Here is a 25,603-nt window from a genome sequence, read left to right on the forward strand (position 1 = left end):
ATATTCAGTGAACGATTCACAGAAGATCTGAAACAAAAAACATTAATCCCATGCCTGCTATCATTCAACTCGAATGTACAGAGCAATTCGGATTCCGCCTGAAAAAGGAGAAGAAATCAGGGAAAAAGCAGTTGTCGAGAAATTCCTGGACACTACGAGAAAAATCCGACGAATCCAGACCGAAGAAAGTACTTTTCTCGAAATCCCGGTAACTGAGGCTGCAGGAGAAAAGGTAGGAGATTTTCCGGTAACTGAACAGGAATACCCTGAATTTCTGGAAAAAACCGGGTCCATGAAAGAATACCTGAAAGGTTCCCTTTCCGAAACCGAACTTTCTCAGGTCCCTTCCGGCTGGCACATTTTAGGAGATATAATAATAGTCAGCATCCCCGATACGCTCGAAAGCAAGAAAATTCAGATTGCAAAAGCCCTGCTTTCTATGTACCCGAAATGCAAAAGTGTTGTCAGAGATTTTGGGATCGAAGGGCAGTTCCGTCAGCCAAAAAGAGAACTCCTCCTCGGAACCTCCACCGAAACTATCCACAAAGAACATGGCTGCTTTTTCAAGCAGGATGTAACAAAAGTGATGTACTCCAAAGGGAACCTTGAAGAAAGGAAAAAGATGAGCAAACTCGGGAAGGGAGAGGTTGTTGTAGATATGTTCGCAGGAATAGGGTATTTTTCAATTCCCGTGGCTGTTCATGCGCATCCGGAAAAAATCATCTCGATAGAAATAAACCCTGAATCCTTTGCCTACCTGAAAGAAAATATCAGGCTGAACCATGTGGAGGCCATAATTACCCCGATTCTCGGAGACTGCTCACAGGCTGCTCCTGAAGGGGAAGCTGACAGAGTTATTATGGGGTATGTGGGAACAACACACCACTATCTGGAAACGGCTATTAAATCCTTGAAAATAAGCGGAGGAATCCTGCATTACCATGAAACGGTGCCTGAAAATCTCGCCAGGACGAGGCCTGAAGAAAGGATTAAAAAAGCTGCCAGATGCCTGGGAAAAAAAGTTGAGATCCTGACAACCCGAAGGATAAAGAAGTATTCTCCAGGTGTTCTGCACGTGGTCGTGGATGCACGGATTTTTGAATGAAGGCTTTAACTCTGCTTTTCTCGCCTGCCGTCAGCTTTTATTCGGGAACAGATGGCTATCCGGGAATAAGCGGTTATCTGACATTTTTACACCGTGTGGGAGTCTGATATGACACTTACATTCATGTCAAGAATCTTCCTGTAAACACTTCTCTTGTGCACAATGGGTCACCATCCATAGAGGTAAACATAAATCGGTTCCCACATGGCAACCCAGCCGATGACGGTCAGGTCCTCAGAAAGCATGGTCGTTAGCAGCCCGCCTTCTAAGGCTGAAAGGAGCCGGATCATAAGCAGGCAGAGAAAAAGGAAGAAAACGGCGATTGTCATGTTTTTTCTCCCCCGTTGAAGAAGCCTCCTCAGGTCTATTTCCGTAAGGATTTTTTTGTAGAGAAAATGGTTTCTGATTACTTCTTTAAGGATACGTTCCGTTTCAGCATTTAATTCGGAAGGGGGGATATGTATAATAATTTCAAGAGGCTTTTTTAGAGGGATTCCCCAACTATGTCATAAATATACACTTCAGCGTCTTCATCAAGCTCTTTTTCCTGAAACGGAGCGGGACCAAATGAATTAAAGATCTGCATCATACTGCGAAGTTCAAGTTCGATTAAGAGCTTCCCCTCACGCTCTCTGTAAAGGGCTTCCGTCCCCTTTGGGGAAAAATCCACTCTTCGGACCATTTTTTATCTACCTTCTATAAAATATTTTTTCAATTCACATAAACACCCTTAAAACTGTTGTTATGATTTTATATCAGGCTTTACTTTCCTGTTCTCGGATATTAAGCTGTTCAGGGAGCTTTTTTTGGAGTAAAACGATATCCTTGAGACCTTTCCCCTGATGGAGACCTCTTCCCTATGTAGACATCCATATGTACAATTTTTTCGAAAATGTTCCGCCTGTGGACAATCGGCCACCAGCCGTAGAGGAAAATATGTACCGGTTCCCACATCGCGACCCACCCAATGATAAGGAGTCCTTCAGAGAAAAGCGTGTTCAACAGGCTTTCTTCAAAACTCGAAAGCAGCCGGATCACGAGCAGGCAGAGAAAAAGGAAGGTAAGGGCTATTATAAGGTTTTTTCTCCCCTGATAAAGCAGTCTTTTCAATTCTATTTCGGCGAGGAGTCTTTTGTAAGTAAAATGATTTTTTATAGCCTCTTTAAGGTCGGTTTCGAGTTGTGCGCCGACCTCGGCAGATGGCAGATATATCATTATCTCAAGGGGTTTTTTCAGGGGGAATTCATCTACAGCATTATAGAGGTATTCTTCTGCATCCAGATTAAGCTCTTTTTCGTGAAACGGGGCAGGGTCAAAAGAATCAAAGAGCTGAAGAAAGCTTTTGAGTTCGAGTTCAATCACAGGTATTCCTGCATGCTCCCTGTAAAGAGCTTCCGTCCCTTCCCCTGAAAACCTTTCCTTCCCGCCTGCTCCGTTGCCTCCTCTTATATATTTTCCCCCTTGAAGGTTTCATGAAGCACGTATCTGCATTGAAAAATAACACAACTTCTCCCCTGTCATGCTCATGTCCTATAATCTACCAGAAATCCCTGATTAATATTGGGTTGGCAAGATATAAACCTTTAGATAGTTCACAAATCAGGAAATAGTCCAAAAAACTGTTTTAATCGAGCTTTTTCCGGAATCCGGAAAGTAACAAGCTGTGTGTAAGTTATAACCTTAATGACCTCTTTCAATTTCCCGCTGAAATCAATCTAACAAATTGATGTTTGGGTCTTCAGGTATCGAATTTGGAAAATAAGCAAAAAACAAAAAATGCACTCAAAAACAACCTTTCCTCTTGGCCTGAATACAGGTTTCCTTCTAACATAGTCAGCCGAACTAACCATAGATATATATCGTTCTCATTCAAAATAGCCAATTGTGACCTCTGGAGAAACTGTACGGGCGGCTATCCTTGTATCCGGAAGGGTTCAAGGCGTGGGTTTTCGAAGGTTTGCGAGAAACGCTGCAGTTCGCTTTGGGGTGGACTGCAACCCTATAAACCTCAGGGATGGAAGGGTTTTTGTTCTCGCTGAAGGCAGACGGGAAGCTCTCGAACTTCTGATAAATGAGCTTCGGAAAGGGCCTACTTTTGCCCACGTAGAAGATGTTGATGTCACTTTTGAAAAAGCCCTGGGAAACGTTTATGAGCTTTCTTGAGATTAAAATGATCTTTTTTGAAGCTAATGATTTTTGAAGCTAATGATTTTTGAAGCTAATGATTATTGAGTCAAGTAATCTTTTCAAATTTTTATAATTTATTGTTTTTACCCCTTTTTTATCGATTGCTTTCGAAGGCAGACTTCTTTTTTTTCAGAATGTACTGGATGTTCCGGAATTTTTCCGTCCTCGGGGTTTCCTGTGGGTTCGCGTTCATAGGGTTCGGCTTTTACAAGGACATAGGTATAGGACCCGAAGGCTTTTTTCAGGTTATGTTCCACGTGGATGGAAATTCGGTTTGCCTCTCCGATGTCAAGGGCATTGTCAACTTTGATGCGGACATCCACAGCAATATTATTTCCTATCTTCCGGGTCTTGAGGTTTGAGAGAGTTTTTACTCCTTCGGTTTTCTGAATAATCTGTCTGATTTTACCTTCGGTTTCTTCATCAAGAGAGGCTTCTATGAGTTCGTTTATGCTGCTGCGGAATATCTTCAGGGCGATATTCAGAATGATAATACTAAGAAAAACCGCCATCAAAGGATCGAGTATAACCCATTTTCCTCCCAGGAAGATTGCAGCTCCGATTCCAATCATGGTACAGAACGAGGAAAAAGCATCAGAACGATGGTGCCAGGCATTCGCGGTTAGAGCCATGCTGTTGATCTTCCGGGCATGCAGGATTGTATAGTGGTACATGAGTTCTTTTGAGATTACGGAAAGCAGGGCTGCATAAAGAGCAATAAGGGCAGGCTGCTCAAGGGTCTCTCCTTCTACAAACAGCAGAGTCCTCCGAAGCCCGTAAATAAAAATCTGCCCGGCAACCACAAAAAGCATGAGCCCAACAAGGCTTGCACTGAGAGTCTCAATTTTCCCGTGTCCGTAGTTATGGCTTTCATCCACTGGCTTTTTTGCAACCTTGAAGCCAAAGATCACCACAATGTCAGTCAAAAAATCCGAAAGGGAATGGACAGCATCTGCAACCATTGCTGCACTGTTCCCAAGAATTCCTGCAAATAACTTGAAAAGAGTTAGCCCGAGGTTCAAGAAAAGCCCGGCACCAGTAACCTGGACAGCCTTCTCAAACCTTTCTTCATGTTCCATTTTTGGTCACTTCCGTTAAAGGAAATCTATTTTTCGGGCTTTCTTCCTGCTCTGCGGTCCTCTTCAGGAAGCCAGGGATTTTCACCATTTTCAAGCCAAATCGTTTCAGGCAGTTTCAGATTGGTTCAATGATATTCTTTCTATGATATTCACTCAATGGAGATTGGTTCAATGATATTCTTTCTATGATATTCACTAAATGGAGATAGGTTCAATGTCGTTCTATGATATTCACTCAATGGAGATATAATAAATATGTCTCTATAAACTATATTAAATATATCTTTTATATAGTAAAGTTTTCGAATTCATTGTATAATATTTTCAGCTATTGTTACCGTTTTTATAGCTTCATTACTTTTTTGATAGTGTGTCTCGAAATTAAATTTGATTCTACAATGGTGACAGTAATTATCATTTTAACTGAAAAATAGTGTCATAAAACTGTTAAATGTCTAAAGTGTAAATTTTAACCATGATGTCTAATGTATTTGCTTTCATACATCGAGCGAGTAAGCCTGATGTAATAAATTTACAGTCTGAATTTAAAGCCAGCAATGCCCACTATCCAAATGTAAAAATGAGTTGAATTTTAAGCAACCTCTAAGAGCTCTCAGTGGTCCTTCAGTATTTTTTCAGAACCTTCATAATGATAAAAAACCCTGCAATGTTTATTGCTCCTATCAGGAAATATCCTATCAGGTAACTTGAGTTTCTGCCAAAAATTGAATTTCCCTCTTCTAAAACACCTGCAGAGCGGATCCCTTCTTTTGGTTCCGTCAGAGAATATTCATTTTCCTTTGTTTTGGTTCCTTCCATCCCAAACTCGATCACCAGGTCAGCTTCAGGAAAAACCTCTTTTTCCTTTTCTTCAAGGCTTTTTCCGGAGTCAAGCACAGCGTTGACCGTATAGGAGTTATCCGGTTCCAGGCCGAAGAATATGAACTGGTCATCGTTTCCTGCGGATTCGATAAGTTCCCCGTCTTTCCTGAGTTCTATAGTTCCTTTTTCTGGAAGTTTTACTTTAAGATTTACGTGCCCTGTAAGCAGGATCTGTTCCCCTTTGGCAAACCTGGGCCTGGCAGGGATATCAAGGACACCGAGCAAAGTCTGAGCAAAGTCTTCCTGTCCGAATTCTCCTCTGATAATCCCACTCTTAACATCCCGTGCAGATACGATGAGCGGGACCATCTGCGCTTCATCCGAACCTGAATATTTTTCGGACTGGTGTCCTCCTTTAGAACCATCTGCCGAAAAAGCCATGCCATGGTCTGCAGTCAGTACAAAAGCAAGGTTGTTTTTCTCACAGAGGGTATAGAGAGACAAAAGTTCGGAATCAAGGCTTTCGATGCAGTCTATATATCCGTAATTGCCCCTGTAGTGCCCGCTCATATCAATTGCCCCTACGTTGATAGTCAGAAGGTACTTTTGCCCTGGCCTGTTTTTTGCCATGTATTCCACAACAGCACAGGCAGTTTCAATGCCCCACCTGTTATACCCGTTATATCTTTCCCTTGTTTCCTTTGAAGTGACATATCCCGGAGCCCTGTCAGCCTCCTCTTCCATTAGCTGCAAAAGTCCAGAAGGCACCGGATTATCCTGGGAATGTTCATACTGCTTAAGCATTATCTCCATATTCTTTATGGAGTTTTTTTCATCCCTCAGGATAACGTCCTGTTCGGCGCAGATTGACCAGAAATCCCCTTTTTCCATTACAGCAATACAGAGGTAGCCCTCACTGTGCAAAGCATCGAAAATACTTGCGTCTTTAAAGCTAACAAACTCACTGTCTGCACCCGGGTTTCCGGTAACAAGGACTGAGTGCCCTCCTTCGGTAAATGTCTGAGGAGCACGAAACTCGAGAATCCGGGCACTGTTTTTGCCTATTTCCGGAATATTTTCAAGCCTGGCTTTTTCAAGGGGTGTACCGTCAAGTGCGTGTGGTGTGAGCTCCGGATAGATAAAAGGGGAACTTAACCCGTCAACGATCAATATGACTGCACCGTCAGGTGTATTGACAGGGTTTACCTCGACTTCGGTAAGGGCAGATGCAGGAGCTGGAAAAGCTGCAGAAAAAATCAGTAGTGTTGTAAATAAAACCAGAACTGAAAATAACTTGAAGTTTGGGGTCCTGAACATCATTGTAAATTATTTTACACACACCCAATATAAAGAATTTACCTTTTCGAAAAAAATCCTGCTGGCAAAGTTCGCTGCTTTATCCGTTTTACTTCATCAGTTTTATAAAACTTAGAGGGAATACATTGGAGCTGTAGTGAAGTCTTCAGATTTAAATTATTTCTTTTATATTCAGGTTTACAGGTTACCTTTTTAAAGGTTTATTTTTTAAAGGTTTATTTTTTAAAGGTTTATTATACCAGAAGGGGTAAAGGTATGAGTAAAGGTATAATACTTGCCGCAAATACCATTAATACTTGCCGCAAATACCATTAATACTTGCCGCAAATACCATTAATATTCCGAAAACGCCTATCCCTTAATCCAAAAAATAGGGAGAGTTCCCATGAAGATGAGCCCACGCTGTACCTACTGCATGCTTTCAAGAGTGCATTTTGAATCCAAGCTTTCAACGGATGATGAAGATCTGATCTGCAAGACGCTTCATGAATGCCTTGGCGTTATGAATAAATACTATGATCCTGAGGCTATATCAGCATCTGTAGCCACTAAAATTCACCGAAAGTGCTATGAAATCCTCGAAGATAATGATCCATATGCAGTCACAAAAAAGCTCATTAGCCAGGCTGCACTAAAAGTCCTGCCCGTAGCAAAAGAAAAAATTTACGAAAACTCTCCCGACGACGGGGAACTCTTCAGGCGAGCAGTGCTTGCGTCGGTTATCGCCAATTATTTTGATTTTGGGATTATGGGCTTTGATGCTAGCGAAGATAAATTTGAAGCTGCTTTTCTAAAACTTTTCGAACATGGGCTTGACGTTGATGATACCCCGAAAATGCTGGGGCTCCTTAAGGATGTTATTTATATTGCCGACAACTGCGGAGAGATCCTTTTTGATATGATTGTTTTCGATGTGATTAAAAAACTCGGTGGAAATATCACACTCGTGGTCCGCGGAGGCCCCATTCTTACAGATGTTACAATGGAAGAAGTAAAAGAGTTCGAAATCGACAAAAAGGTTGACAGGGTACTGACCACGGGTTCAAACGCCATAGGTATCCTGGTCGAAGAAGCCCCTGCCGAATTTCTCGACGCAATGAAAGACGCAACCCTTATCATCAGCAAAGGCATGGCAAACTACGAGACTCTCTCCGAACACAACTTTGGGCCTATTGCCTATATGCTCCTTACAAAATGCGAGTGTGTAGCTGAAGAACTCGGGCTTGAAAAGGGCCTATCAGTTGCGAAACTGATGAACTTCCCCTGACAATCACACCTGCTGGATCTTTTGTCCTGATATTCGTGGAATCTTTTCCAATATTTTTTGGTTGTCGGATCTTTTTCGACAACTTTTTATTGAGCAGGGTTACAACTTAAATATAGTTAATGAAAAATACTTTAAGGTCAGTGTGGTATTTTATAATATCTGACAGTTTAAAAAATAGGCATCTAGATATTTATTGATATTCATCAGAACAGTATAAGAAGAACAGTATAAGAAGAACAGTATAAGAAGAACAGTATAAGAAGAACAGTATAAGAAGAACAGTATAAGAAGAACAGTATAAGAAGAACAGTATAAGAAGAACAGTATAAGAAGAACAGTATAAGAAGAACAGTATAAGAAGAACAGTATAAGAAGAACAATGTAAGGAGAGATACAATATGTGTGAAATCAGTATAATTATGCTTCGTGGAGAAAACCGTGAGAAGGTTATGGAGTCTGTAGCAAAGATTCTGGTTGAAGGAACCTCAATCCAGCTTACCGGAATCCTCGGAGACAAAATGACGGTTGAAGGCTCAATCAAGGAAATCAATTTCTCACGCGGGGAAGCCCTTATTATATCAAAATGATTTTTTTACTTTACTTCTTCCTGATTTTTACCTGCTTATTAACATTTTTTCGTTAGCAGGAGTTAATAAACCTGTTTTAGTGGTACAGATAGGTTTGATAAGAAGCTTTGCTAATTTACTGAAAAAACAGTGAATTTCTAACCTTTTGAAAAACCATCTGGAAGCTCCGAAAGTACTGAATATGTCTCACGGTTTCTTTAATTTGTAATAGCTACCCGGGAAAAGCATTTATTTATTCTAATCTATTATCTATCGCAGTGTTATTTCTCAATGTAATCTCAAATACGGATCTCATGTAAATTGAGATATAACAATCAATAATCGGGCGTAAATTAAAGCACTCAAAATATTTATTACTTAAATCAGTATCTTAGATCGAATATCGGGTATTTTTTAGCGTCTCTTAATTTCAGACGTACATTATAAATCAATAAAACACTTTAAATTTATGCATATACTTTAGATTAATGTAATTCACTGCCTGAAAATCACAAATTCAAAAAAACAGTTTTCAGCTACTCAGACTGTTAATTAGACCATAATTCTCTGTAATTTAGTCTAATTTGAACTAATTCAGTCTAATTTAAATTAATTTACTTTAATTCAGATTATATTATGATATGATAGTACAGGATAGGATAATAAATGGCTAAAGCAAAAATTGCAGTAAACGGTTACGGAACAATTGGAAAAAGAGTTGCAGACGCCGTACTGGCTCAGGATGACATGGAAATCATAGGCATTTCCAAGACAAGACCTAACTATGAGGCTGCAGTAGCCCACCAGCTCGGGTATGATATCTATGCCCCTGCCGCCAATCTGGAAGCTTTTGAAAAGGCAGGAATGCCTGCTGCCGGAAGCATTGAGGAAATGGTGGAAAAAGTCGACCTGGTTGTGGACTGTACTCCGGGGGGAGTGGGGGAAGCCAATAAAGCCCTGTACGAAAAAGCCGGGGTAAAAGCCATCTGGCAGGGCGGTGAGGAGCACGAGCTTACAGGCTTCTCCTTTAACGCGGTCTCAAACTACGAAGGGGCTCTTGGCCTTGACTTCGTAAGGGTGGTTTCTTGCAATACCACAGGGCTCTGCAGGATCATCTATCCCATAGACAAAGCGCTTGGGGTAAAGAAGGTCAGGGCAACCCTTGTCCGGAGGGCAACCGACCCCAACGACATAAAGAAGGGGCCGATCAATGCAATCGTGCCGAACCCGATCAAGCTGCCTTCTCACCACGGTCCCGATGTTAAGACCGTTATTCCCCATATCAATATCACTTCAGTCGCTATGAAAATCCCGACGACCCTCATGCACGTTCACACCGTGAACATGGAGCTTAAGAACGAGTGCACTGCCGAAGACGTCAGGAAAGTGCTTGGTTCCCAGTCTAGAATCCGTTTCGTAGAGCAGGGAATATCTTCCACGGCCGAAATCATCGAAGTTGCCAGGGACATAAAGCGCCCCAGAAACGATATGTGGGAAAACTGTGTCTGGACTGACTCCGTCACCATACACGAAGGGGAACTCTACTTATTCCAGGCTATCCACCAGGAGTCCATTGTGGTTCCCGAAAACGTGGATGCTATCCGCGCAATGATGGAGCTTGAGAGCGACGGTGCAAAATCAATTGCGAAAACAAATAAAGCCCTTGGGCTCTAAGCCTGTCCAGGGCTCTTGATTTTCAGGGCTCTTGATTTCCAGGGCTCTTGATTTCCAGGGCTCTTGATTTCCAGGGCTCTTGATTTCCAGGGCTCTTGATTTCCAGGGCTCTTGATTTCCAGGACTCAGGGTATCTGATGCACTTTCTTACGAATTTCCTGAGTCCTTATTTTCAAAATCCCAGTTCCCGGCACCCAAAATACTGGTCAGTGTACCTGGAAAACTGAGAGAAGAAGGATCCGAACTTTGATGACTTCAGATTCAAATTTTTTGAAATTGTGTCGGGAGGCGTATAGGGCTGCACATGATGCAACCTGTGAGCTTGTAGGCACTGAGTCGGCAAGCAGCTTCATATGCATGGGAGCTGACGGGACGCCGACTACCGGTATAGACCTTGCAGCAGAGGATGCCATTGTCGAGGTGTTTAAAGCTGACGGCAGGTCCATGAGGATACTCAGTGAAGAACTCGGTGAACTTGTTATCGGAAATTCTCCTGAGTTTTCTGTTGTGCTTGATCCCCTCGACGGGACATATAATGCTTCTGCAGGAATTCCTTTCTACAGCGTTTCAATAGCTTTTGCTTCTCATGACCTCTCAGACATAAGGTTCGGGTATGTGAGCAACCTTGCCTTCAGGGAAGAGTATTATGCAGAAGCTGGAAAGGGAGCATATCTTAATGGAAATAAAATTAAACCCTCTATGAATTCAGACCTGAAGAGTCTCTGTGTCAGTGTATACGGATACAGGCAGAACGTGGAAAGGACTCGAAAGATCTACAGCAATGTCCGTCGTGTGAGGTTGTTCGGAAGCGTGGCTCTTGAACTGTGTTATGTAGCCTCAGGCAGGCTTGATGCCTTTGTGGATGTCCGGAAATCTCTGCGTGTAACAGATGTGGCAGCAGGTCAGCTTATCCTTGAAGAAGCCGGTGGGCTTGTTACGGACGGATACGGAAAGAATTTAAGACTTCCTGATAATGTTACCGCTAGAGTGGAGATGGTCGCTTCCAATGGGCGCGTACATAAAAAAATTTTAAGCTTACTCTCAGGGGGATAATTTGGCAATTAAAAAAATAGGGCTTGCATCGCGCTGTGATAGACCTGAAGTACTTCAGATGGTAAGGGATATTATCACGAATTTCCAGTCGAAGGTGCAGATCTGTGTTTCCACTGCCACAGCTGATGTCCTGGGCATTGAGGGAACTCCTGTTGAAAAAATGAGGGACCAGGGAGTCGAACTTATCATAAGTGTAGGAGGCGATGGGACAGTCCTGCGGAACATTGCCAAAATGAAAGACCCTCTCCCTGTATTGGGAATTAATATGGGCACTCTCGGTTTCCTTGTAGATGTGGAGCCTGAAGATGCGATTGAGACCATAGAAGAAGTCCTCTATGGGTTTTCGTATCTTGAAAGGATGCGTGTAGACGTCTTCCTTAACGGGGAGATGCTTGAAACAGCCACCAACGAGGTTGCTGTAATGTCTGCCAAACCCGCAAAGATTATCCAGTTTGAAGTCCACATCAATGACTGCCGTCTTGATGAAATTCGCGCGGATGGTGTGGTTTTTGCAACCCCCACAGGCTCAACTGCCTATGCAATGAGTGCTGGAGGACCTATAGTAAATCCTAGAGTAAATGCAATTGTGGTGGTTCCGGTTGCTCCTTTCAAGCTATCTTCAAGGCCCTGGGTTATCCCTTCGGACAGTGAGGTTACAATTAAATTGTCAGACAATAAAAAAGAGGCTGTAATTGCAATTGACGGGCAGAAGTCTTACAGGATCAGGCCTGATGATGTTGTCAAACTGAAAAAATCAAAATACCCTGCACGTTTCGTAAGGATTGCCGATACATGTTTTTACGAGAGAGTACAGCGGAAACTTTCCTGAAAAAAAACCTTATTCAGGTTTGATTTCTAATTAACTTTAATTTTTCTTATGGACCCATGTTTTTTAGAATCTTTTTCCTTAAGATCCTGTTTTACTCCTGATATTTCCCTGAAATTTATTCTCTGGCATTTTCATCTCTCAGGTTGAAGAACTGAAAGCGAATTTTTTACCCCTATTTTTTACCAAAAATAGGAATATTGCTCACGGAAACTCTTTTCCTCCAAGGAAAACATTTATACATGTGTAGGTAAAGCTAATGCTTATCTTAGCTAAATATAAGATTTTTTGACTTCTAATAGTGTTTTAGCCTCTTACTTTCTTATCTATGCCTTTGAATTGCTTTTCAGGGCAGTTGAGACAAATATCATTAAAAATAATCACAAATTCCTCAAAATAATAAAAATCACGGGAAACAATAACCATGTCAGAGAGCGAGCAGTACTCCAGAAATACACTTATGGACTTCGTCGAATATCGCCCCCTTGATATCGAAATCTGTGACGTGACTCTACGCGATGGGGAACAGACCCCTGGCGTTGTGTTCACAAAAGAACAGAAGCTTGCAGTAGGCAGTGAGCTTGATTCCATGGGTATTGAAGTTATAGAAGCCGGATTTCCGGTAGTTTCCGCATACGAAAAGGAAATCGTAAAGGAAATTGCAAACCAGGGCTTTAATTCAAGGATCTGCTGCCTCTCAAGAGCAGTAAAAGGGGATGTTGATGCTGCCCTTGAATGTGACGTCGATATTGTGAGCATTTTCATTGCAATGTCCGACATGCACCTCAAATATAAGTATCACAGAAGTTTTGAGGATATGCTCGGCTGTGCCAAGGAAGCCATTGAATATGCAACTGATCATGGTTTAAAGGTGCGTTTTGCAGCTGAAGATGCAAGCCGTACGCCGGTTGACCGTCTCAAGCAGGCTTTCAAGGAAGTTGAAACCGAGTACAAAGTGCAGTATGTAAGCCTTGCAGATACAGTGGGCATCCTGAATCCAATCACAACCCACTACCTTGTGAGTGAGATCTTTAAGTCCGTAAACACTTCAATCTGTATCCACTGCCACGATGACCTTGGAATGGCTACAGCTAACACTCTTGCAGCTGCTGAAGCCGGGGCGAAGCAGCTCCATACAACAGTCAACGCTATTGGAGAAAGGGCAGGAAACGCCTCCCTTGAAGAAGTGATGGTAGCTCTCAGGGTACAGTACGGGATCGACCGCTATGATACAACAAAGCTGACCGCACTTTCCAGAATGATCTCGGAATACTCAGGCATTACACCCTCGGTAAACAAAGCCGTTGTCGGACAGAATGCCTTCACTCACGAATCCGGAATCCACGTCGCTGCAATCCTTGAAGAGCCGAGGACCTACGAACTTTTCCTTCCCGAAATGGTTGGTGGAAAACGCAACCTTGTTGTCGGAAAGCACACCGGGACAAAAGCCTTGAAAGGCATAATCAACAGCATCGGTTTCTGCCTTGAAAGAGACGAACTCTGTGCCCTGATCGAAAAAGTCAAGGTATGCACCGAAGAAAAGCGTAAAAGCATCTCACGGGAGCAGCTTGAAAGGCTCATTACCCAGGTCATGCAGGAACAGAAAACAGGTACATTTGAAGGTGAAGAGAAGATTTCTATCTAAAGTGAATAAAAAATGAAGATGTCTTTCACGCCCGAATTGTGCCTCACCCGAATTGCGCTTTGGGATCGCAGGAAATCGGAGATTTTCTGAGAGTTGCGATGTAATCGCAACAGTACGCGGTCCTTTTCGCTGCGCTCAAGAGGACTTATTTATGGGTTTTAGCAGTGAACTTTGTCCAGGGGACTAAATTACGATTTCTTTAACCCGTACAACCTGCTCGACGCAGGAGCAAGGTCTTAGAAGCTTCTTAAAATTCAAACCATTTCTACATTTGGATAGTGGTCATTACTGGTAAATTCAGACTGTAAATTTATTATATCAGGCTTATTCGCTCGATGTATAACAGTTTAATGACACTGTTTTTCAGTTCAAATGATAATTACTATCACCATTGTAGAATCAAATTTCATTTTAAGACACGCTCTTACAAAGAAATATGTAAAAAATCTACAAAGTATATCGGTAGAAAAATCGGCTCTTCGTTGTTTTGTGTGGCTATTCTCATAAAAACCAACGCGGTCTTGAAGTGAAAATCGTCTTATCCATAGAGAATGATAAAGAGCCGAAAAATCTGTGTCTGAATATCTTACCGATTCAGGCACCTCAAAAATTAAAGTAAGTTAAAATAATAGAGCCCAATGTCTTAGTATTTTCTGCACTGGCCTTTTATATAAATTACTGAAATTCCCGGAAGGGCGAGTTTTTCCAGGATCAGGTCAGAAAGTTCTGAACCGGGAGTCGGTTTTTTTCCTTCTTCTCGATCTAAATCAAAAAAAGACACATCAGGTACTATTGCTTTTACCACTTTTCGCAGGTCAGGGACTTTCTGCCCACCTGTCATGGCTGCAACTTCGTTCTGGAGCACGAGTACAAGCACTTCAGAACCTTCGCTTGCAGCATTTAAGAGCCCGAGGATGCCGGAATGTGCAAGGGCAAAGTCTCCGATTACAGCTATGCCTTTTTTCTCAAAGCCGCAGGCAACCGAGATCGCCGAACCCAGGGCAAAGCTGACATCAACTGCAGCAAGGGGTTCGGGTGCGCTCCGGACCGAACATCCCATGTCTCCAGCGATTTGAACGTCAGGTATGCGGAGAAAATGGTACAGGGGGAGATAAGGACAGTCCTCGCAGATGGCAGTCCTGTCTTTTTTCCCTGATTCGGTACGAACAGAATCTACAGGACTCGGGATCATTTTATCTTCGATATGCTCAAGGGCAAACTCGATATCTTCCGGCATTATTTGCCCGTATGGGAGGTGCCCCGTTTTTTTGCCGCAGACATTGCCTGCGATAAGAATCTGCTCTTCTATGAAAGGTTCTGACTCTTCAGCTACCAGGACTCTCCGGTTATTTTTAAGGAAATTTCCGATTTTCTGCAGGGGAAGGGGATTTACAAGGTTGAGTACAAGATGGGAAACTCCAGGGTAACAGCCTGATTTTTTCAGCGTATCTTCCACAATTGAGGACGCAAAACCCGAGGATATAATTCCGAATCGTTCAACTCCTTTAATCCGTTCTACTTCTTTTTGTTCAGAAACCTGTGTTTCCGCTTCGATTTCTTCTGTTCCTTCTTTTATTTCGTTCAGGTCGGTGTTTTCAGCTTCAGCTTCAAGCACCGGGTAAACTTTTGAATGAAAATGCTGGTGTTTTTCCACCATCCGGAGGCCCCAGATTGAACGGTCAAACCGGGGGTGAACTGCTGAAGATGTAGGGAGGCGCCGGACTTTTCCTTTACTTTTCTCCAGGCCTGCGGTTACTCTTATAATGACCGGGACATGGGTTTCTTCTGAAAGTTCGTAAGCCCGCCGGAGGGTTCTGTATGCAGCATCGGGACCTACCGGGTCAAATACTGCAACTTCAGCGATCCTGCCATACCAGCGGGAATCCTGCTCATTCTGAGAGCCTTTTACTCCGGGGTCGTCCCCTGCAATGATTACCAGACCTGCACCTATAGTGTGCGTAACCGAAGTTATAAGGGGGTCGGAAAGCAGATTCATCCCAACGTGTTTTACAAGCACAAGAGCTCTTGTGCCTGAAACCGACGCTCCAAGTGCTATTTCCAGCGCAACTTTCTCGTTTGTAAGCCATCTGGCTCTATAAGTTGAACTGTGTGTGGGAGTTGATGAGTTATCGGTTTTAATTGATGAAGTTGATGGATTAGCTGTTTTCAAAAAAAGTTCCATTAGGGAGGTAACAGGATATCCCGGTACCCCTGTTATAAGTGTGACATCACTGTCGATGGCTGCAAGATAAAGGGCTTCAAACCCATTACATGGTGCTACTTTTTCATTCAAGTCGACCCCCCTTCCGGGAATGATAGGATTTTCGATAAATTCCGGCACCGTTTTATCAGTTTTTAAACAGTTTTTTCCATGTTCATTGACTTTATTTCTGTTCCGGGAATAATGGATTCTTCGGGTTTTGCGAACCAGGGCAGGGCGGCAAGAGCGCCTATTACCCCGTTGCCGTCAAGCAGGACTTCCACATTGTTTTCTTCGGCGCAGTGCAGGGCGTCTGCCTTCGAGACCCTTTCGGTTCGGCAGCGGTTGCTGTATGAGTAAAGCCCTTTTGCGTAAAAATCAGATAGTACTACAAGCCCTGTTTCTCTGGATGCGCTGTATTTTTTAAGGGCTTTTTTCAAAGAGTCTATGAGCCTTGACTTTGCTTTTTCGTCCACGCAGCCGAATTCCAAAACCGTTGACATGCAGTTCTGAGTCTTTTCCGGAACAGGAAAGAGCTGGACAAGGGCATGGGAAAGATAAACGGCTTCCTGGCAGTCCAGTTCCTTTGCGATGTTATGGGTCAGGGTCCAGGTGGCTCCTACATCCTTTGAATCGGTGTCATCTATGCCTATAAGGACGCGGTCCCTGCGGGGAACCACAACTGTTCCCTTGGCACAGCGTTCTCCTCCTGATTCAGAAATCCTGTAACGCAGAACTCCGTCTGCAAGTGCTCTGCAGCGGGTTGCACCAACGCCTCCGCCTCCCAGCCCTGCATAGGTGATCTCCACTTCGTCCCCCTGCACGATCACGGATTCTATGCCTGCGGCTGCAATCGAGGGTTTGAGTTCGAGTTTTGAGGTTCCGGTTTTCATTAAATAGCGTATCATATTTCCCGTCGAACGGGCTTTCAGGATAAGAGGAGCTTTTGCGTAGTGGTAAAGGGACCAGGCTGCTCCGCTGTAGCAGTTGGAGTGTTCCATAATCTCCGCGTACTCGTTTTTCGCGTCACAGACCGCATAAATGCCCCTGTAAGGTACAGTATAGGGGTCGTCCAGAGTAATCTCCTCAATCTGTCTATTATCCAGTGCACAGGCGTTTATATGTTTTGTAATGCCGAAGACCTCCTTTTTATAGGGGATAGAAAGTGGGAGGATAAATTTGTTTGATCGGAAAGCCCATTTCCTATAAATATATATAGGTATCGTAGGTTTGCCCTGAATAAGGTAAAGGTTTACCCTGAATAAGGTAAAGGTTTACCCTGAATAAGGTAAAGATTTACCCTGAATAAGGTAAAGGTTTACCCTGAATAAGGTAAAGGTTTACCCTGAATAAGGTAGAGTTTTTCCGGGTAAACCGGGCTCGAGTATAAGAATCTTACAATACAAGTATCTAACTGTTTTATCTCAATTACAATGAGTTTTTTTCAAGAGCCATGCCATATTTTGCCCGAGATTCATCAGATTCTCGATGCCTTCCTGATCTTGTTCGACCTCTCCTTTGACATTTCCGTGAACCATGCTCAGTAGCTTGAGCCTGCAAGAAACATTTCTTTACTGTATAATAAGTTGTTCAGGGTATCAAATGCTCTGATCGCTCCCCCACGGCGGGCAACTACAACTGATGCTTCGACTTTATTTGAAAGGCCACACCAGCAGAATATACGGGAGAACCAGGAATTATTCCATCCGAAGTAGCCATTTTTGCCATATACTCATTAAAAAAATCATATGTAATGATACATTGTTTATTTTTATTTTTACCTTACAAAGCCCTCATCTTTGAGGCTCACGTACCTGCCATCTCCTATGATGATATGGTCAAGAATATCGATCCCAAGAAGCTTTCCTCCTTCAACAAGTTTTTCAGTGACCATTATGTCCTCCCTGCTAGGGCTCGGGTCTCCTGAGGGGTGGTTGTGAACCATGATCACCGATGCTGAGGATTCAAGAAGAGCCAACTTAAAAACCTCGCGCGGGTGCACGATGCTGGCGTTCAGGCTGCCTATGGATACTACTTCTTCTTTCAGGATCTGATTTTTTGTATCAAGGTACAGTGTTATAAATTTTTCTTTTTTTTGTTCCCGCATTTTAGGATACATCAGAGTATAGACATCCTTCGGAGAACAGATTTTCCGTTTCGGTTCTTCCACAAACGTCTCAAGCCGCCTTGCAAGTTCAAAAACTGCAGCTATCTGGGTAGCCTTTGCTTTTCCAACCCCTTTGACCTGTGTAAGCCTTGAAACATTTGCAAGGCTAAGTTGCTTGATGCTGTATTCCGATAATATCCGGCCGCACAGGCTAACAACATTCTCTTCCCTTGACCCTGTCCTCAGGACTATTCCCAGCAGTTCAGCGTTTGAAAGGGCTTCCGGCCCGTTCTTAATGAGCCGTTCCCTGGGACGCTCTTCCTCAGGAATATCCTGAATCCTTATTTTGGTTACTTCCACATTCCATCCCCCCTCTTCCATCCTGACCGAATAGATACTCATGACTGGCATGTTTGCTGTATACAGAGCACTAATCTGTACCCTTATTGGCAGAATCTGTACCCTTATTGGTAGAATCTGTGCCTTTATTGGCAGTAACTGTTCGGGCGAACAGTCAATTATATTATAAACAGTTTCTATTGATCGTTTTAATATTTGAATGTTTTTACATATAAAGTCCAATTAAAATTATATATATCCAGACTCGCCATTGTTTTTGACAATAAATGAACAATGCCCCGACATACAAAGAGTTGTATTTAAATCGAGCCGGGTAAAAGGCGCCGACCCTTACTTATACCGGGAAGTCCATAAGGCTCTTTGATGAAGGTCATTTCTGTTGTAGGGTATAAGAAATCTGGGAAAACAGCCCTTGTTTCAGCCCTGGTCCGGCAACTTTCCGGGTTTGGGACAGTAGGTACTGTAAAGCACATGGGAGAACAGCGTCTCAACTCCGAGGAAACAGATACTGGCAGGCACTTTGATGCAGGGGCAGACATGGTAATAGGGATCACGGGCTCTGAACTTGTCAGCTTCTCCAGAGACTCCGACCTTGAAGATGCCCTTGATATGCTCTGCGACCGGGGGCTTGATTTTGCGGTTGTGGAAGGGTTTAAGGACAGCAAGCTTCCAAAAATAGCACTTGGTGGCCTTGAAGGCGTCTCTAATGTCATCATGAAGCTTCCGGAAAACTCCGATATACACGAGGAACTGGCAGCCTCTCTGGTCGGAATGACCCTTGCCCAGCCTGACCACTACACTCTGGACGCGCTTATAAAGAAAGCCCGGAAAAACCCGGCTATCCAGCAAGCAGGAGCAATCGGCACCTTTACCGGTATCGTCCGCGAGCTTGCAGGAGAGGAAAAGACAGCCAGGCTCGAGTTTGAGAAATACGAGCCCGAAGCCTCAAAGGTCCTTGACAAAATCCGCGAGGAAATCAAGCAAAAAGAAGGCATCCTCGAAGTTTTTATTCACCACAAAACCGGCGTCATCGAAGCCGGAGAAGACATAGTCTACATCGTCATCGCATCCGCCCACAGAACCGAACTCTTCCCAGCCCTCAGTGAAGCTATCGAGAGGGTAAAAGCCGAAGCTCCCATCTGGAAAAAGGAGTTTACGGAAAAAGAAGAGTTCTGGGTCCACGACAGGGAACACACCTGAATACAAAAAATGTAACAGGAAAAGAAGAAAATAAAAATAGAAGAGAAGAATAGAAGAGAAGAATAGAAGAGAAGAATTGAAGAGATGAATAGAAGAGAAGAAAAGAAAAGAAGAAGAGCCGATTAAAAAAAAGAAGCTAAGAGCAGCAAAAATCGGGACGGAAATTGAATGAGCGGAAAAACAGAACTTAAACCGGGGAGAACAAAAACCAGAAGCGCAATCATTCTGGCAGGAGGCAGGGGTCGCCGGATGGGCATGGTCGAAAAAGCCCTCCTCGAATTTGAAGGAAAAACCATCCTCGAACGTCTGCTTGAAAACCTTTTCAATGTTGTAGACGAGGTAATCCTCTCGGTCCGCGACAGTTCCCAGAAAGAAAAACTCCTCCCGGTGCTTGAAAAATTCCCTTCCCGTGAAATCCGTTTCTGTTTTGATTCCATAGAGGATGCCGGCCCCCTTGAAGGTATCCGGGCAGGACTGCTTGAATCCAGATCAGAATACTCTTTTGTCTGCGCCGGAGATATGCCTTTTGTAAATATTAGGGTTGTAGACCTGCTGTTTGAAAAAGCTGAGGGACATGACGTTGCTCTCCCGAGGTGGAAGGAGAGAATGTTTGAGTCTCTGCATGCAGTTTATTCCAGAAAACTGATTCCCAAAATTGAAAAAGCCTTTGAGAGAGGTAAACATTCAGTGCTTACGCCGGTTTTCGAAATGCCTGATGTTATTTTTGTAAAAATATCGGAAATTCAGGTACTTGATCCTGAACTTAGGACTTTTGCGAATATCAATACGGTTGAAGATCTTGAAAGTATGATCGAATCTGCGGTGGAAAAAGCGAAATTATAATAAAATTCCGGTAAAACGTTGTTGATCTATTTTCTAATTCCCTAAATAGCCTGATTCGCATTGCCTCGGATGATTGGGATGCCTCAAACCGTTCATTTCCCGCGCTTTGCGCGGCTTTTCCGTAATTTATGTTACAAAATAGAAAATTATTTAGCTGACAACCCTCTCTACTTTTTAGTTTCAATTATTTTTTTATGCAGGTTTTATCTCTGGATAGCTGCTGAAATATTATCTTAAATTTTTCTTGGATATAATAGCAAAGTTGATTTTCTTAATCTTACTTTCGGCAGGTCGACATTAGATATTTGAATATTTTTTACGATACCGTTTTAGAGCATTAGATAACTATTTTTTATGTTTAAAGCTGGTTAACGTGTGATTTCTTCCTGACCTTTTAGCAGTTCCAGAGCCAAATTTTGATTTTGATTTTTATTCTACAGGAGTCCTAAAGTTTTTCATCGAATATGATTTCTGTCGCGTTCAGTTATGCCTCGATTTATAGTGAAGGGGGTCATTATGTTGAAACCCAGCGTGGCAGGATGCGGATTTGATTTCAATGAAGCAATTAACCTTTTTTTCAAAAGGAACTGGTATCTTCAGGTTTTTACATCTTTGTTTATGCTTCATTATGAGAAAGCCGGTCATTTACGAATACCGGTGAGAGCCCGGGGTTTTTAGACCCGATTCAATCTGGTGGTTCTGGCTTACTGAATTAAAACTGAATCTTACTTTTCCTACGGAAATTTTTACTCAATTTCTTTACTGGTGGGCATCCTCTATCTCAAACTTAACCCCGCGCCTTTCAAGCTCTTTTACAATCTCTTCCATAAACACACCCGGTCCCGGGGCATGGCTGTGGTGGAATTCTTTTACTTTTCCGGGCTCGCCGCCGACGCTTGTGATTTCCACGGCGCAGGAGGGGCTTTTTGGGATGCCGATTATCCTGATGTTTGTGCCGTTTGTTGCGAGGTCTTCTAGGAGGTCTGCAAGGGGGGTGAAGATTTTCCGGCAGAAGCGCCTGTAGGAAGGGTGTTCGAGCTGGTCTTTCGTGATTTCCCGGCGCCTCATTCCGAAGTACATGGCTTCGGGGCAGGGGAGTTGGATCACGTTTATTCCTCTTGCGTCAACAGGGGTTGCCGGCTTTACGCCTTTGATCCTTGCAAGGGGGTTAAGCAGGCAGTGGCCAACGACAACAATTTCATCCATGGTGTCGTTTGCTTTGGATTCTTTGGGGGCCGGAGAGGTATTATAATATTCAAGTTTTTTCATGGAATCATTTACTGCGTTTGTTTATTTAGTTTTTACCTGAATAAGAGATTATATATTTATCTTCTGCATATGTATGCGAAAATGGTATCTGTGAGCCTTCATACCAGCCCGATTTTTATAATCAGTAAAGGCGGAATTTCAGGAGGCAGGCAGGACCACTGCTTTATAAGCGGAAGGTCATTTCACATGTATGAAGATTTTGAAATAACACTTAATAGAGGCTTCAAGACCTGGACCAGGAATTTAAACATTTGTATTCCATTTATCCTTAATTTTTTTGTTAGTTTGATTCTTTATTTCTTTTTCTTTGGCTTAATGGGGTTCTTGTTCTTTGCCTCAAACACAGGAAGCGTAGTTGATCTTTCTACTCTCCCTCCCGCAGAACTTTATAACATGATCTGGACAGGGGTTAGGGACAATATGGCAGTCTCGGTGCTAGCAATTATCGTTTTTTCCCTGCTTGGCATGTTCTTACAGGCATTTTTCACAGCAGGGGCAATCGGGATGGCAAAAAAAGCTTCTGAGACCGGGGATACCGTACTATCCGATATGGTCAAATCCGGTTCGAAAAACGCTTTCAGGCTTTTCCTCACAAACCTGCTGGTCACCGTCATGCTTCTTGCGGGCATTGTCTTCATAGTGCCTGGAGCCCTTACAATCGGGGACCTGAGCGGTCTGATACAGAATCCGGAGGCATCTGTGGAGAGTATGGGCACACTCGCTATAGGAATCCTTGTATGGGGAATCTATATCATAGTTGTAAATATCGTACTTTCCCTTGCCCCTTACGCTCTCGTAATCGACGAACTTGACCCTCTTGGTGCTCTAAAAACAGGCTACAGGTTTTTCATGAGGAATAAACTCGATGTTTTCTTGATCTGGATAATTGTCATCGGGCTGGCTTTCGTCAATAGTATCGTCGGGGAGTATCTGGGTTCACAAAACACTCTGGTCTTAGGCATTACATATATCGTCCCGCTGCTTGTACTGCAGCCACTTACTGCTGTCCTATGGACTCGTCTCTACCTGGCCGGGGAGGGGAGGGATCTCTATAACCATTATGACCTGCTTTCTAATCTTGATGGATTCTAAATCCTGAAACCAACACTTTTTTCTATTTCTTTTCTGCTTTCATTTCTTTTCTGCTTTTTTTCAGGTCCTTCCAAGCAGTTTACACGCCTGGCAGAGATCTTCAGTACAGGTGTCCCCGCAGATTCTGCACTTATCGATTTTTGCAGGAGGAAGCTCCTTTGCAAGGGCTCCTACGAGCTTGTCAAAGCCGCGGAGAAGGGAATACTTGGTGCCCGGATGCTTTGTCTCAAAACTGTTCAACAGTTCCCTGATTTCCCCTCGAAGAGCTTCTCCTGCATACGGACACTCGCTGAAGTCCACAGGCAGGGAGTTTATCAGGGCATAGAGTGCCACTTCCTTTTCAGGAATATTCCGCAGGGGTTTTGCCCTCATTACGAGCCCTTCGATTGCTGCAGAAGGAGAAAGCCTGACCATTCGTTCCATATCTCCCCTGAAGTGGTTGAGGAGAATGGTCTGGGCTTCATCATCCAGGTTGTGCCCTGTTACCAGTTTCGTTGCCCCTATTTCAAGCGCTGTCCTGTTAAGGATGCTGTTTCTGAGAACTCCGCAGTAGCTGCATGTGCCTTTCTCCCGATCCATTACAGCCAGTTCGTCCATTGTAACCCCATGTTCATCTTTAAAAGACTTTATGATGTGCCGGACTCCAAGTGTTTCTGTAAGCTGTTTTGCAAGTTCAAGGGATTGGGGACGATATCCATGTATGCCCTCATCGACTGAAATTGCCACGATCTGAATATCAGGTCTTTCTCCCAGGATCTTATGAATTATATAGAGAGCAACCGAGCTGTCTTTTCCTCCGCTCAGAGCAACGGCTATTACATCATTTTTCCTGATGCTGTACTCTTTCCGGATTGTCAGCTTGATTTTCCTCTCAACATCCTCTATAAAATGTCTTTTGCAGAGATGCATACCGGAGTATTTTTGAAAAATAACAGCTTCATGATTACATTTTTTACATTTAATCGTCATTTGAAATCCTTTTTAAATCCTTTTTAATTCTTTTTAAATCCTTTTTAATTCTTTTTAAATCCTTTTTAAATTCTTTTTAAATCCTTTTTAAATCCTTTTTAAATCCTTTTTTTAGGAAGGGGACCCCTCGTATATATGGTTTATTACATGTCTTCTGGAGAAGCCGGAGTATTTTTTATATCTACCTCCGAAGGCTTCCTCAACTTTATTCCTAAACTATGTTTCCAAAGGTATATCCTTCTCAGCAATCAAACCTTACTTATTATTCATGTATTCAAATAATTACAGGGGAAATGGGAAAGGGGGCCTCTTTGTAATAGGAATCATTCCGGCAGAAGCCAGGCATTTTGAGGATCCCGGATGGATGAAGAGTTACATGCTTTTTTCGTTTTCAAATTACTATGATCCGGATAACGTCCAGTTTGAAAGCCTGTGCGTTTTTAACGATGACACTGTCCAGCAGGGCAAAGTTTTTTCAACTCACCCTCACTCTGATATGGAAATTATATCGGTTGTGCTTGAAGGGGAGATAACGCATGAAGACAATATGGGGAATAGAGGACTCCTTGGAAAAGGAGATGTACAGTGCATTACCGCAGGTACCGGAATACAGCATTCTGAGATAAACACAGGAAACGAACCTCTGCATTTTTACCAGATCTGGATTTTACCTTCCGGAAACAGCCTTGAACCTGCATACTTACAGAAAAAATTCGAGGGATCCGGGTGGAAAAATCGTTTAACTCTAAGGCGGGAAGTCCCCTTCCTCAGAGCGGCAGCGACAGGTGGGGGATGAAAGCCATCAACTTTTACAAAACAACAGTAACATATTTATTTATACTTATAGATATGTCTATATAGTTATAACTATTCAGAATAAAATGAATTGTAGGGGCCATTCTGTGTATTCACTCCATTCTCATTTCATTCAGTGTGTGAAATATAGAAGAAAAGATCTAACGAATCCTCCGATAATTGATTTTCTCAAAACAAAAATCCATAACATAAGTGAAACATTCGATGTTGAAGTGCTGAATATAGAGTGTGACAAAGACCATTTTCACTTATTATTTTCAGCAAAACCTTCGCTTGATATTCCAAAGTATATTAACACCATCAAGACAATAACTTCAAGGGAGGTTCGCAAAAAATTTTCAAGAAATAAAACTATGTTATGGAAAGATATGTTCTGGTCAAGATCGTATTTTATCGCATAAACAGGGCAAGTAACCTTAGATATACTGATATGTGGAAAACCAGGGCAAATATGCATCTGACGAAGAAGATCAAGATCAATCCAACTGAAGAAAAGACGCGACATGCCTCTTTGGGAAAGAATTATGAAATGTGATTGCGGAAACGTTATTGATAAAGATAGAAATAGTGCTATCAACATCATGAAGCGATTCTTATCACAAAATGCTTTGCGGACAAGCTATCAGAAAGATTCTGATTATCTTCGACAAACAGGATTATAGATGGATACTTTCATTATGCAAATATCCAGGTGACGTAATCACTCGAAGGAAGTTCCGTCCTCGCTTTCATCAGAAAGCAGGGTGGGGTAGTTCACACCATAGGAGAACCGTCGTATCTTCATTTACATTTCTGCAGGTGAGCTCTCTGTAAATAGTTAGAGAATCGGACCGGGAGACCAGGCTCGTACCTGGAACAGGCTATCCATATGGAAGCTGTTTCTTCCGGTGCACCTGTAGAATTTGTCCTTATTGATGTTCCCCCGCAGGAAGCGGAAACACAGGCAAAAAGGTGAAAATAGCTGAAAATAAGATCGGAAAAATTAACGGAAAAAAGCAAAAAGACTGAAAAGAGGAGATGAGAAAATGCATAATCGACCGGGAAGGGGAAGCGATAGGAAAGAAATACAGCCAGGGAGAGGAAGTGATATGATAGTGGATCATCCAGGTAGGGGAGAGTCAGGAGAGGCAGAAGTAAGTAGAGAGGGAGATAAAAGGCAGAGAGGAAGATAAAAGGAAGCAAAACGAAGACTGACCGAAAGGGCGC

At 42.9% G+C, this 25,603-nt stretch carries 25 protein-coding genes; 15 read left to right on the forward strand and 10 right to left on the reverse strand.

The window, feature by feature from the left end:
- Nucleotides 1–73 precede the first annotated feature (73 nt).
- Nucleotides 74–1,105: a class I SAM-dependent methyltransferase family protein gene (locus tag MSWH1_RS08125; RefSeq protein WP_048127630.1), complete on the forward strand. Its 1,032-nt coding sequence runs from the start codon at nucleotides 74–76 to the stop codon at nucleotides 1,103–1,105.
- 167 nt (nucleotides 1,106–1,272) lie between these two features.
- Here MSWH1_RS08125 and MSWH1_RS19995 read toward each other — a convergent pair whose 3' ends face one another.
- The 3 genes from MSWH1_RS19995 to MSWH1_RS08135 all read right to left on the reverse strand — a co-directional run bounded on the left by MSWH1_RS19995 (nucleotide 1,273) and on the right by MSWH1_RS08135 (nucleotide 2,467).
- Nucleotides 1,273–1,434 (reverse strand): hypothetical protein, encoded by a 162-nt coding sequence (locus MSWH1_RS19995; RefSeq protein ID WP_231585370.1) that lies wholly within the window; start codon nucleotides 1,432–1,434, stop codon nucleotides 1,273–1,275.
- 155 nt (nucleotides 1,435–1,589) lie between these two features.
- Nucleotides 1,590–1,787, reverse strand: a complete 198-nt coding sequence (locus tag MSWH1_RS20000; RefSeq protein ID WP_231585369.1) for a hypothetical protein — start codon at nucleotides 1,785–1,787, stop codon at nucleotides 1,590–1,592.
- A 110-nt stretch (nucleotides 1,788–1,897) separates the two neighbouring features.
- Nucleotides 1,898–2,467, reverse strand: a complete 570-nt coding sequence (locus tag MSWH1_RS08135) for a hypothetical protein (protein ID WP_231585368.1) — start codon at nucleotides 2,465–2,467, stop codon at nucleotides 1,898–1,900.
- A 522-nt stretch (nucleotides 2,468–2,989) separates the two neighbouring features.
- Here MSWH1_RS08135 and MSWH1_RS08140 point away from each other — a divergent pair.
- Nucleotides 2,990–3,268, forward strand: coding sequence for an acylphosphatase (locus tag MSWH1_RS08140; protein ID WP_048127631.1), 279 nt, complete (start codon nucleotides 2,990–2,992; stop codon nucleotides 3,266–3,268).
- 107 nt (nucleotides 3,269–3,375) lie between these two features.
- Here the strand turns inward: MSWH1_RS08140 and MSWH1_RS08145 are convergent, their stop codons facing one another.
- Both MSWH1_RS08145 and MSWH1_RS08150 read right to left on the reverse strand, forming a co-directional pair.
- Nucleotides 3,376–4,371 carry a cation diffusion facilitator family transporter gene (locus MSWH1_RS08145; RefSeq protein ID WP_231585367.1) on the reverse strand — a complete coding sequence of 332 codons (996 nt, stop codon included), beginning with the start codon at nucleotides 4,369–4,371 and terminating at the stop codon, nucleotides 3,376–3,378.
- A gap of 624 nt (nucleotides 4,372–4,995) precedes the next feature.
- Entirely contained in the window at nucleotides 4,996–6,513 is a 1,518-nt protein-coding gene (locus tag MSWH1_RS08150; protein ID WP_048127633.1) for an alkaline phosphatase family protein, read from the reverse strand.
- Nucleotides 6,514–6,895: 382 nt separating this feature from the next.
- Between MSWH1_RS08150 and MSWH1_RS08155 the strand changes: the two genes are divergently transcribed.
- The 6 genes from MSWH1_RS08155 to MSWH1_RS08180 all read left to right on the forward strand — a co-directional run bounded on the left by MSWH1_RS08155 (nucleotide 6,896) and on the right by MSWH1_RS08180 (nucleotide 13,541).
- Nucleotides 6,896–7,777, forward strand: coding sequence for a DUF89 domain-containing protein (locus tag MSWH1_RS08155; protein WP_048127635.1), 882 nt, complete (start codon nucleotides 6,896–6,898; stop codon nucleotides 7,775–7,777).
- 398 nt (nucleotides 7,778–8,175) lie between these two features.
- Entirely contained in the window at nucleotides 8,176–8,364 is a 189-nt protein-coding gene (locus MSWH1_RS08160; protein ID WP_048127638.1) for a CooT family nickel-binding protein, read from the forward strand.
- Between the two features lie 645 nt (nucleotides 8,365–9,009).
- Entirely contained in the window at nucleotides 9,010–10,017 is a 1,008-nt protein-coding gene (locus tag MSWH1_RS08165) for a type II glyceraldehyde-3-phosphate dehydrogenase (RefSeq protein WP_048127640.1), read from the forward strand.
- Nucleotides 10,018–10,266: 249 nt separating this feature from the next.
- On the forward strand, nucleotides 10,267–11,070 hold the full coding sequence (locus tag MSWH1_RS08170) for a bifunctional fructose-bisphosphatase/inositol-phosphate phosphatase (RefSeq protein WP_048127642.1): 804 nt from the start codon (nucleotides 10,267–10,269) through the stop codon (nucleotides 11,068–11,070).
- A 1-nt stretch (nucleotide 11,071) separates the two neighbouring features.
- On the forward strand, nucleotides 11,072–11,899 hold the full coding sequence (locus MSWH1_RS08175) for an NAD(+)/NADH kinase (protein WP_048127644.1): 828 nt from the start codon (nucleotides 11,072–11,074) through the stop codon (nucleotides 11,897–11,899).
- Nucleotides 11,900–12,320: 421 nt separating this feature from the next.
- The gene (locus MSWH1_RS08180) at nucleotides 12,321–13,541 is read left to right on the forward strand and encodes a homocitrate synthase family protein (RefSeq protein WP_048127646.1); all 1,221 of its coding nucleotides are present in this window, start codon (nucleotides 12,321–12,323) and stop codon (nucleotides 13,539–13,541) included.
- A gap of 643 nt (nucleotides 13,542–14,184) precedes the next feature.
- Here MSWH1_RS08180 and MSWH1_RS08185 read toward each other — a convergent pair.
- Complete coding sequence (locus tag MSWH1_RS08185) at nucleotides 14,185–15,834, reverse strand: indolepyruvate ferredoxin oxidoreductase subunit alpha (protein WP_048130318.1); 1,650 nt, start codon at nucleotides 15,832–15,834, stop codon at nucleotides 14,185–14,187.
- A 62-nt stretch (nucleotides 15,835–15,896) separates the two neighbouring features.
- A complete protein-coding gene (gene mmp11 / locus MSWH1_RS08190) occupies nucleotides 15,897–16,742 on the reverse strand; it encodes a methanogenesis marker protein 11 (protein WP_231591940.1) in 846 nt (281 codons plus the stop codon).
- On the opposite strand from mmp11, the gene MSWH1_RS20005 reads away from it, so the two are divergent.
- Nucleotides 16,734–16,928 carry a hypothetical protein gene (locus MSWH1_RS20005; protein ID WP_231591942.1) on the forward strand — a complete coding sequence of 65 codons (195 nt, stop codon included), beginning with the start codon at nucleotides 16,734–16,736 and terminating at the stop codon, nucleotides 16,926–16,928. The genes mmp11 and MSWH1_RS20005 overlap by 9 nt on opposite strands.
- A 590-nt stretch (nucleotides 16,929–17,518) precedes the next feature.
- Here the strand turns inward: MSWH1_RS20005 and radC are convergent.
- A complete protein-coding gene (gene radC, locus MSWH1_RS08200; RefSeq protein WP_048130319.1) occupies nucleotides 17,519–18,208 on the reverse strand; it encodes a DNA repair protein RadC in 690 nt (229 codons plus the stop codon).
- 363 nt (nucleotides 18,209–18,571) lie between these two features.
- Here radC and MSWH1_RS08205 point away from each other — a divergent pair, with 363 nt between their 5' ends.
- Together MSWH1_RS08205 and MSWH1_RS08210 are read left to right on the forward strand one after the other, a co-directional pair.
- Nucleotides 18,572–19,408, forward strand: coding sequence for a molybdopterin synthase (locus tag MSWH1_RS08205; protein WP_048127650.1), 837 nt, complete (start codon nucleotides 18,572–18,574; stop codon nucleotides 19,406–19,408).
- A gap of 168 nt (nucleotides 19,409–19,576) precedes the next feature.
- A complete protein-coding gene (locus MSWH1_RS08210) occupies nucleotides 19,577–20,251 on the forward strand; it encodes a molybdenum cofactor guanylyltransferase (protein ID WP_048127652.1) in 675 nt (224 codons plus the stop codon).
- Nucleotides 20,252–21,010: 759 nt separating this feature from the next.
- Here the strand turns inward: MSWH1_RS08210 and MSWH1_RS08215 are convergent.
- Entirely contained in the window at nucleotides 21,011–21,520 is a 510-nt protein-coding gene (locus MSWH1_RS08215; RefSeq protein ID WP_052722676.1) for a hypothetical protein, read from the reverse strand.
- An 81-nt stretch (nucleotides 21,521–21,601) separates the two neighbouring features.
- On the opposite strand from MSWH1_RS08215, the gene MSWH1_RS08220 reads away from it, so the two are divergent.
- On the forward strand, nucleotides 21,602–22,612 hold the full coding sequence (locus MSWH1_RS08220; RefSeq protein ID WP_231585366.1) for a hypothetical protein: 1,011 nt from the start codon (nucleotides 21,602–21,604) through the stop codon (nucleotides 22,610–22,612).
- Nucleotides 22,613–22,672: 60 nt separating this feature from the next.
- On the opposite strand, the gene MSWH1_RS08225 is transcribed toward MSWH1_RS08220, so the two are convergent.
- A complete protein-coding gene (locus MSWH1_RS08225) occupies nucleotides 22,673–23,581 on the reverse strand; it encodes a TIGR00269 family protein (protein WP_048127654.1) in 909 nt (302 codons plus the stop codon).
- Nucleotides 23,582–23,849: 268 nt separating this feature from the next.
- On the opposite strand from MSWH1_RS08225, the gene MSWH1_RS08230 reads away from it, so the two are divergent.
- From MSWH1_RS08230 to MSWH1_RS19005, 3 genes are all read left to right on the forward strand, one after another.
- Nucleotides 23,850–24,377: a pirin family protein gene (locus MSWH1_RS08230; RefSeq protein ID WP_052723147.1), complete on the forward strand. Its 528-nt coding sequence runs from the start codon at nucleotides 23,850–23,852 to the stop codon at nucleotides 24,375–24,377.
- A gap of 85 nt (nucleotides 24,378–24,462) precedes the next feature.
- On the forward strand, nucleotides 24,463–24,798 hold the full coding sequence (gene tnpA, locus MSWH1_RS08235; RefSeq protein WP_231585730.1) for an IS200/IS605 family transposase: 336 nt from the start codon (nucleotides 24,463–24,465) through the stop codon (nucleotides 24,796–24,798).
- 624 nt (nucleotides 24,799–25,422) lie between these two features.
- The gene (locus MSWH1_RS19005; RefSeq protein ID WP_156148109.1) at nucleotides 25,423–25,569 is read left to right on the forward strand and encodes a hypothetical protein; all 147 of its coding nucleotides are present in this window, start codon (nucleotides 25,423–25,425) and stop codon (nucleotides 25,567–25,569) included.
- Nucleotides 25,570–25,603: the final 34 nt, after the last annotated feature.

This window comes from Methanosarcina sp. WH1, from assembly GCF_000970005.1.
In the GTDB taxonomy this organism is placed as follows: Archaea; Halobacteriota; Methanosarcinia; order Methanosarcinales; family Methanosarcinaceae; genus Methanosarcina.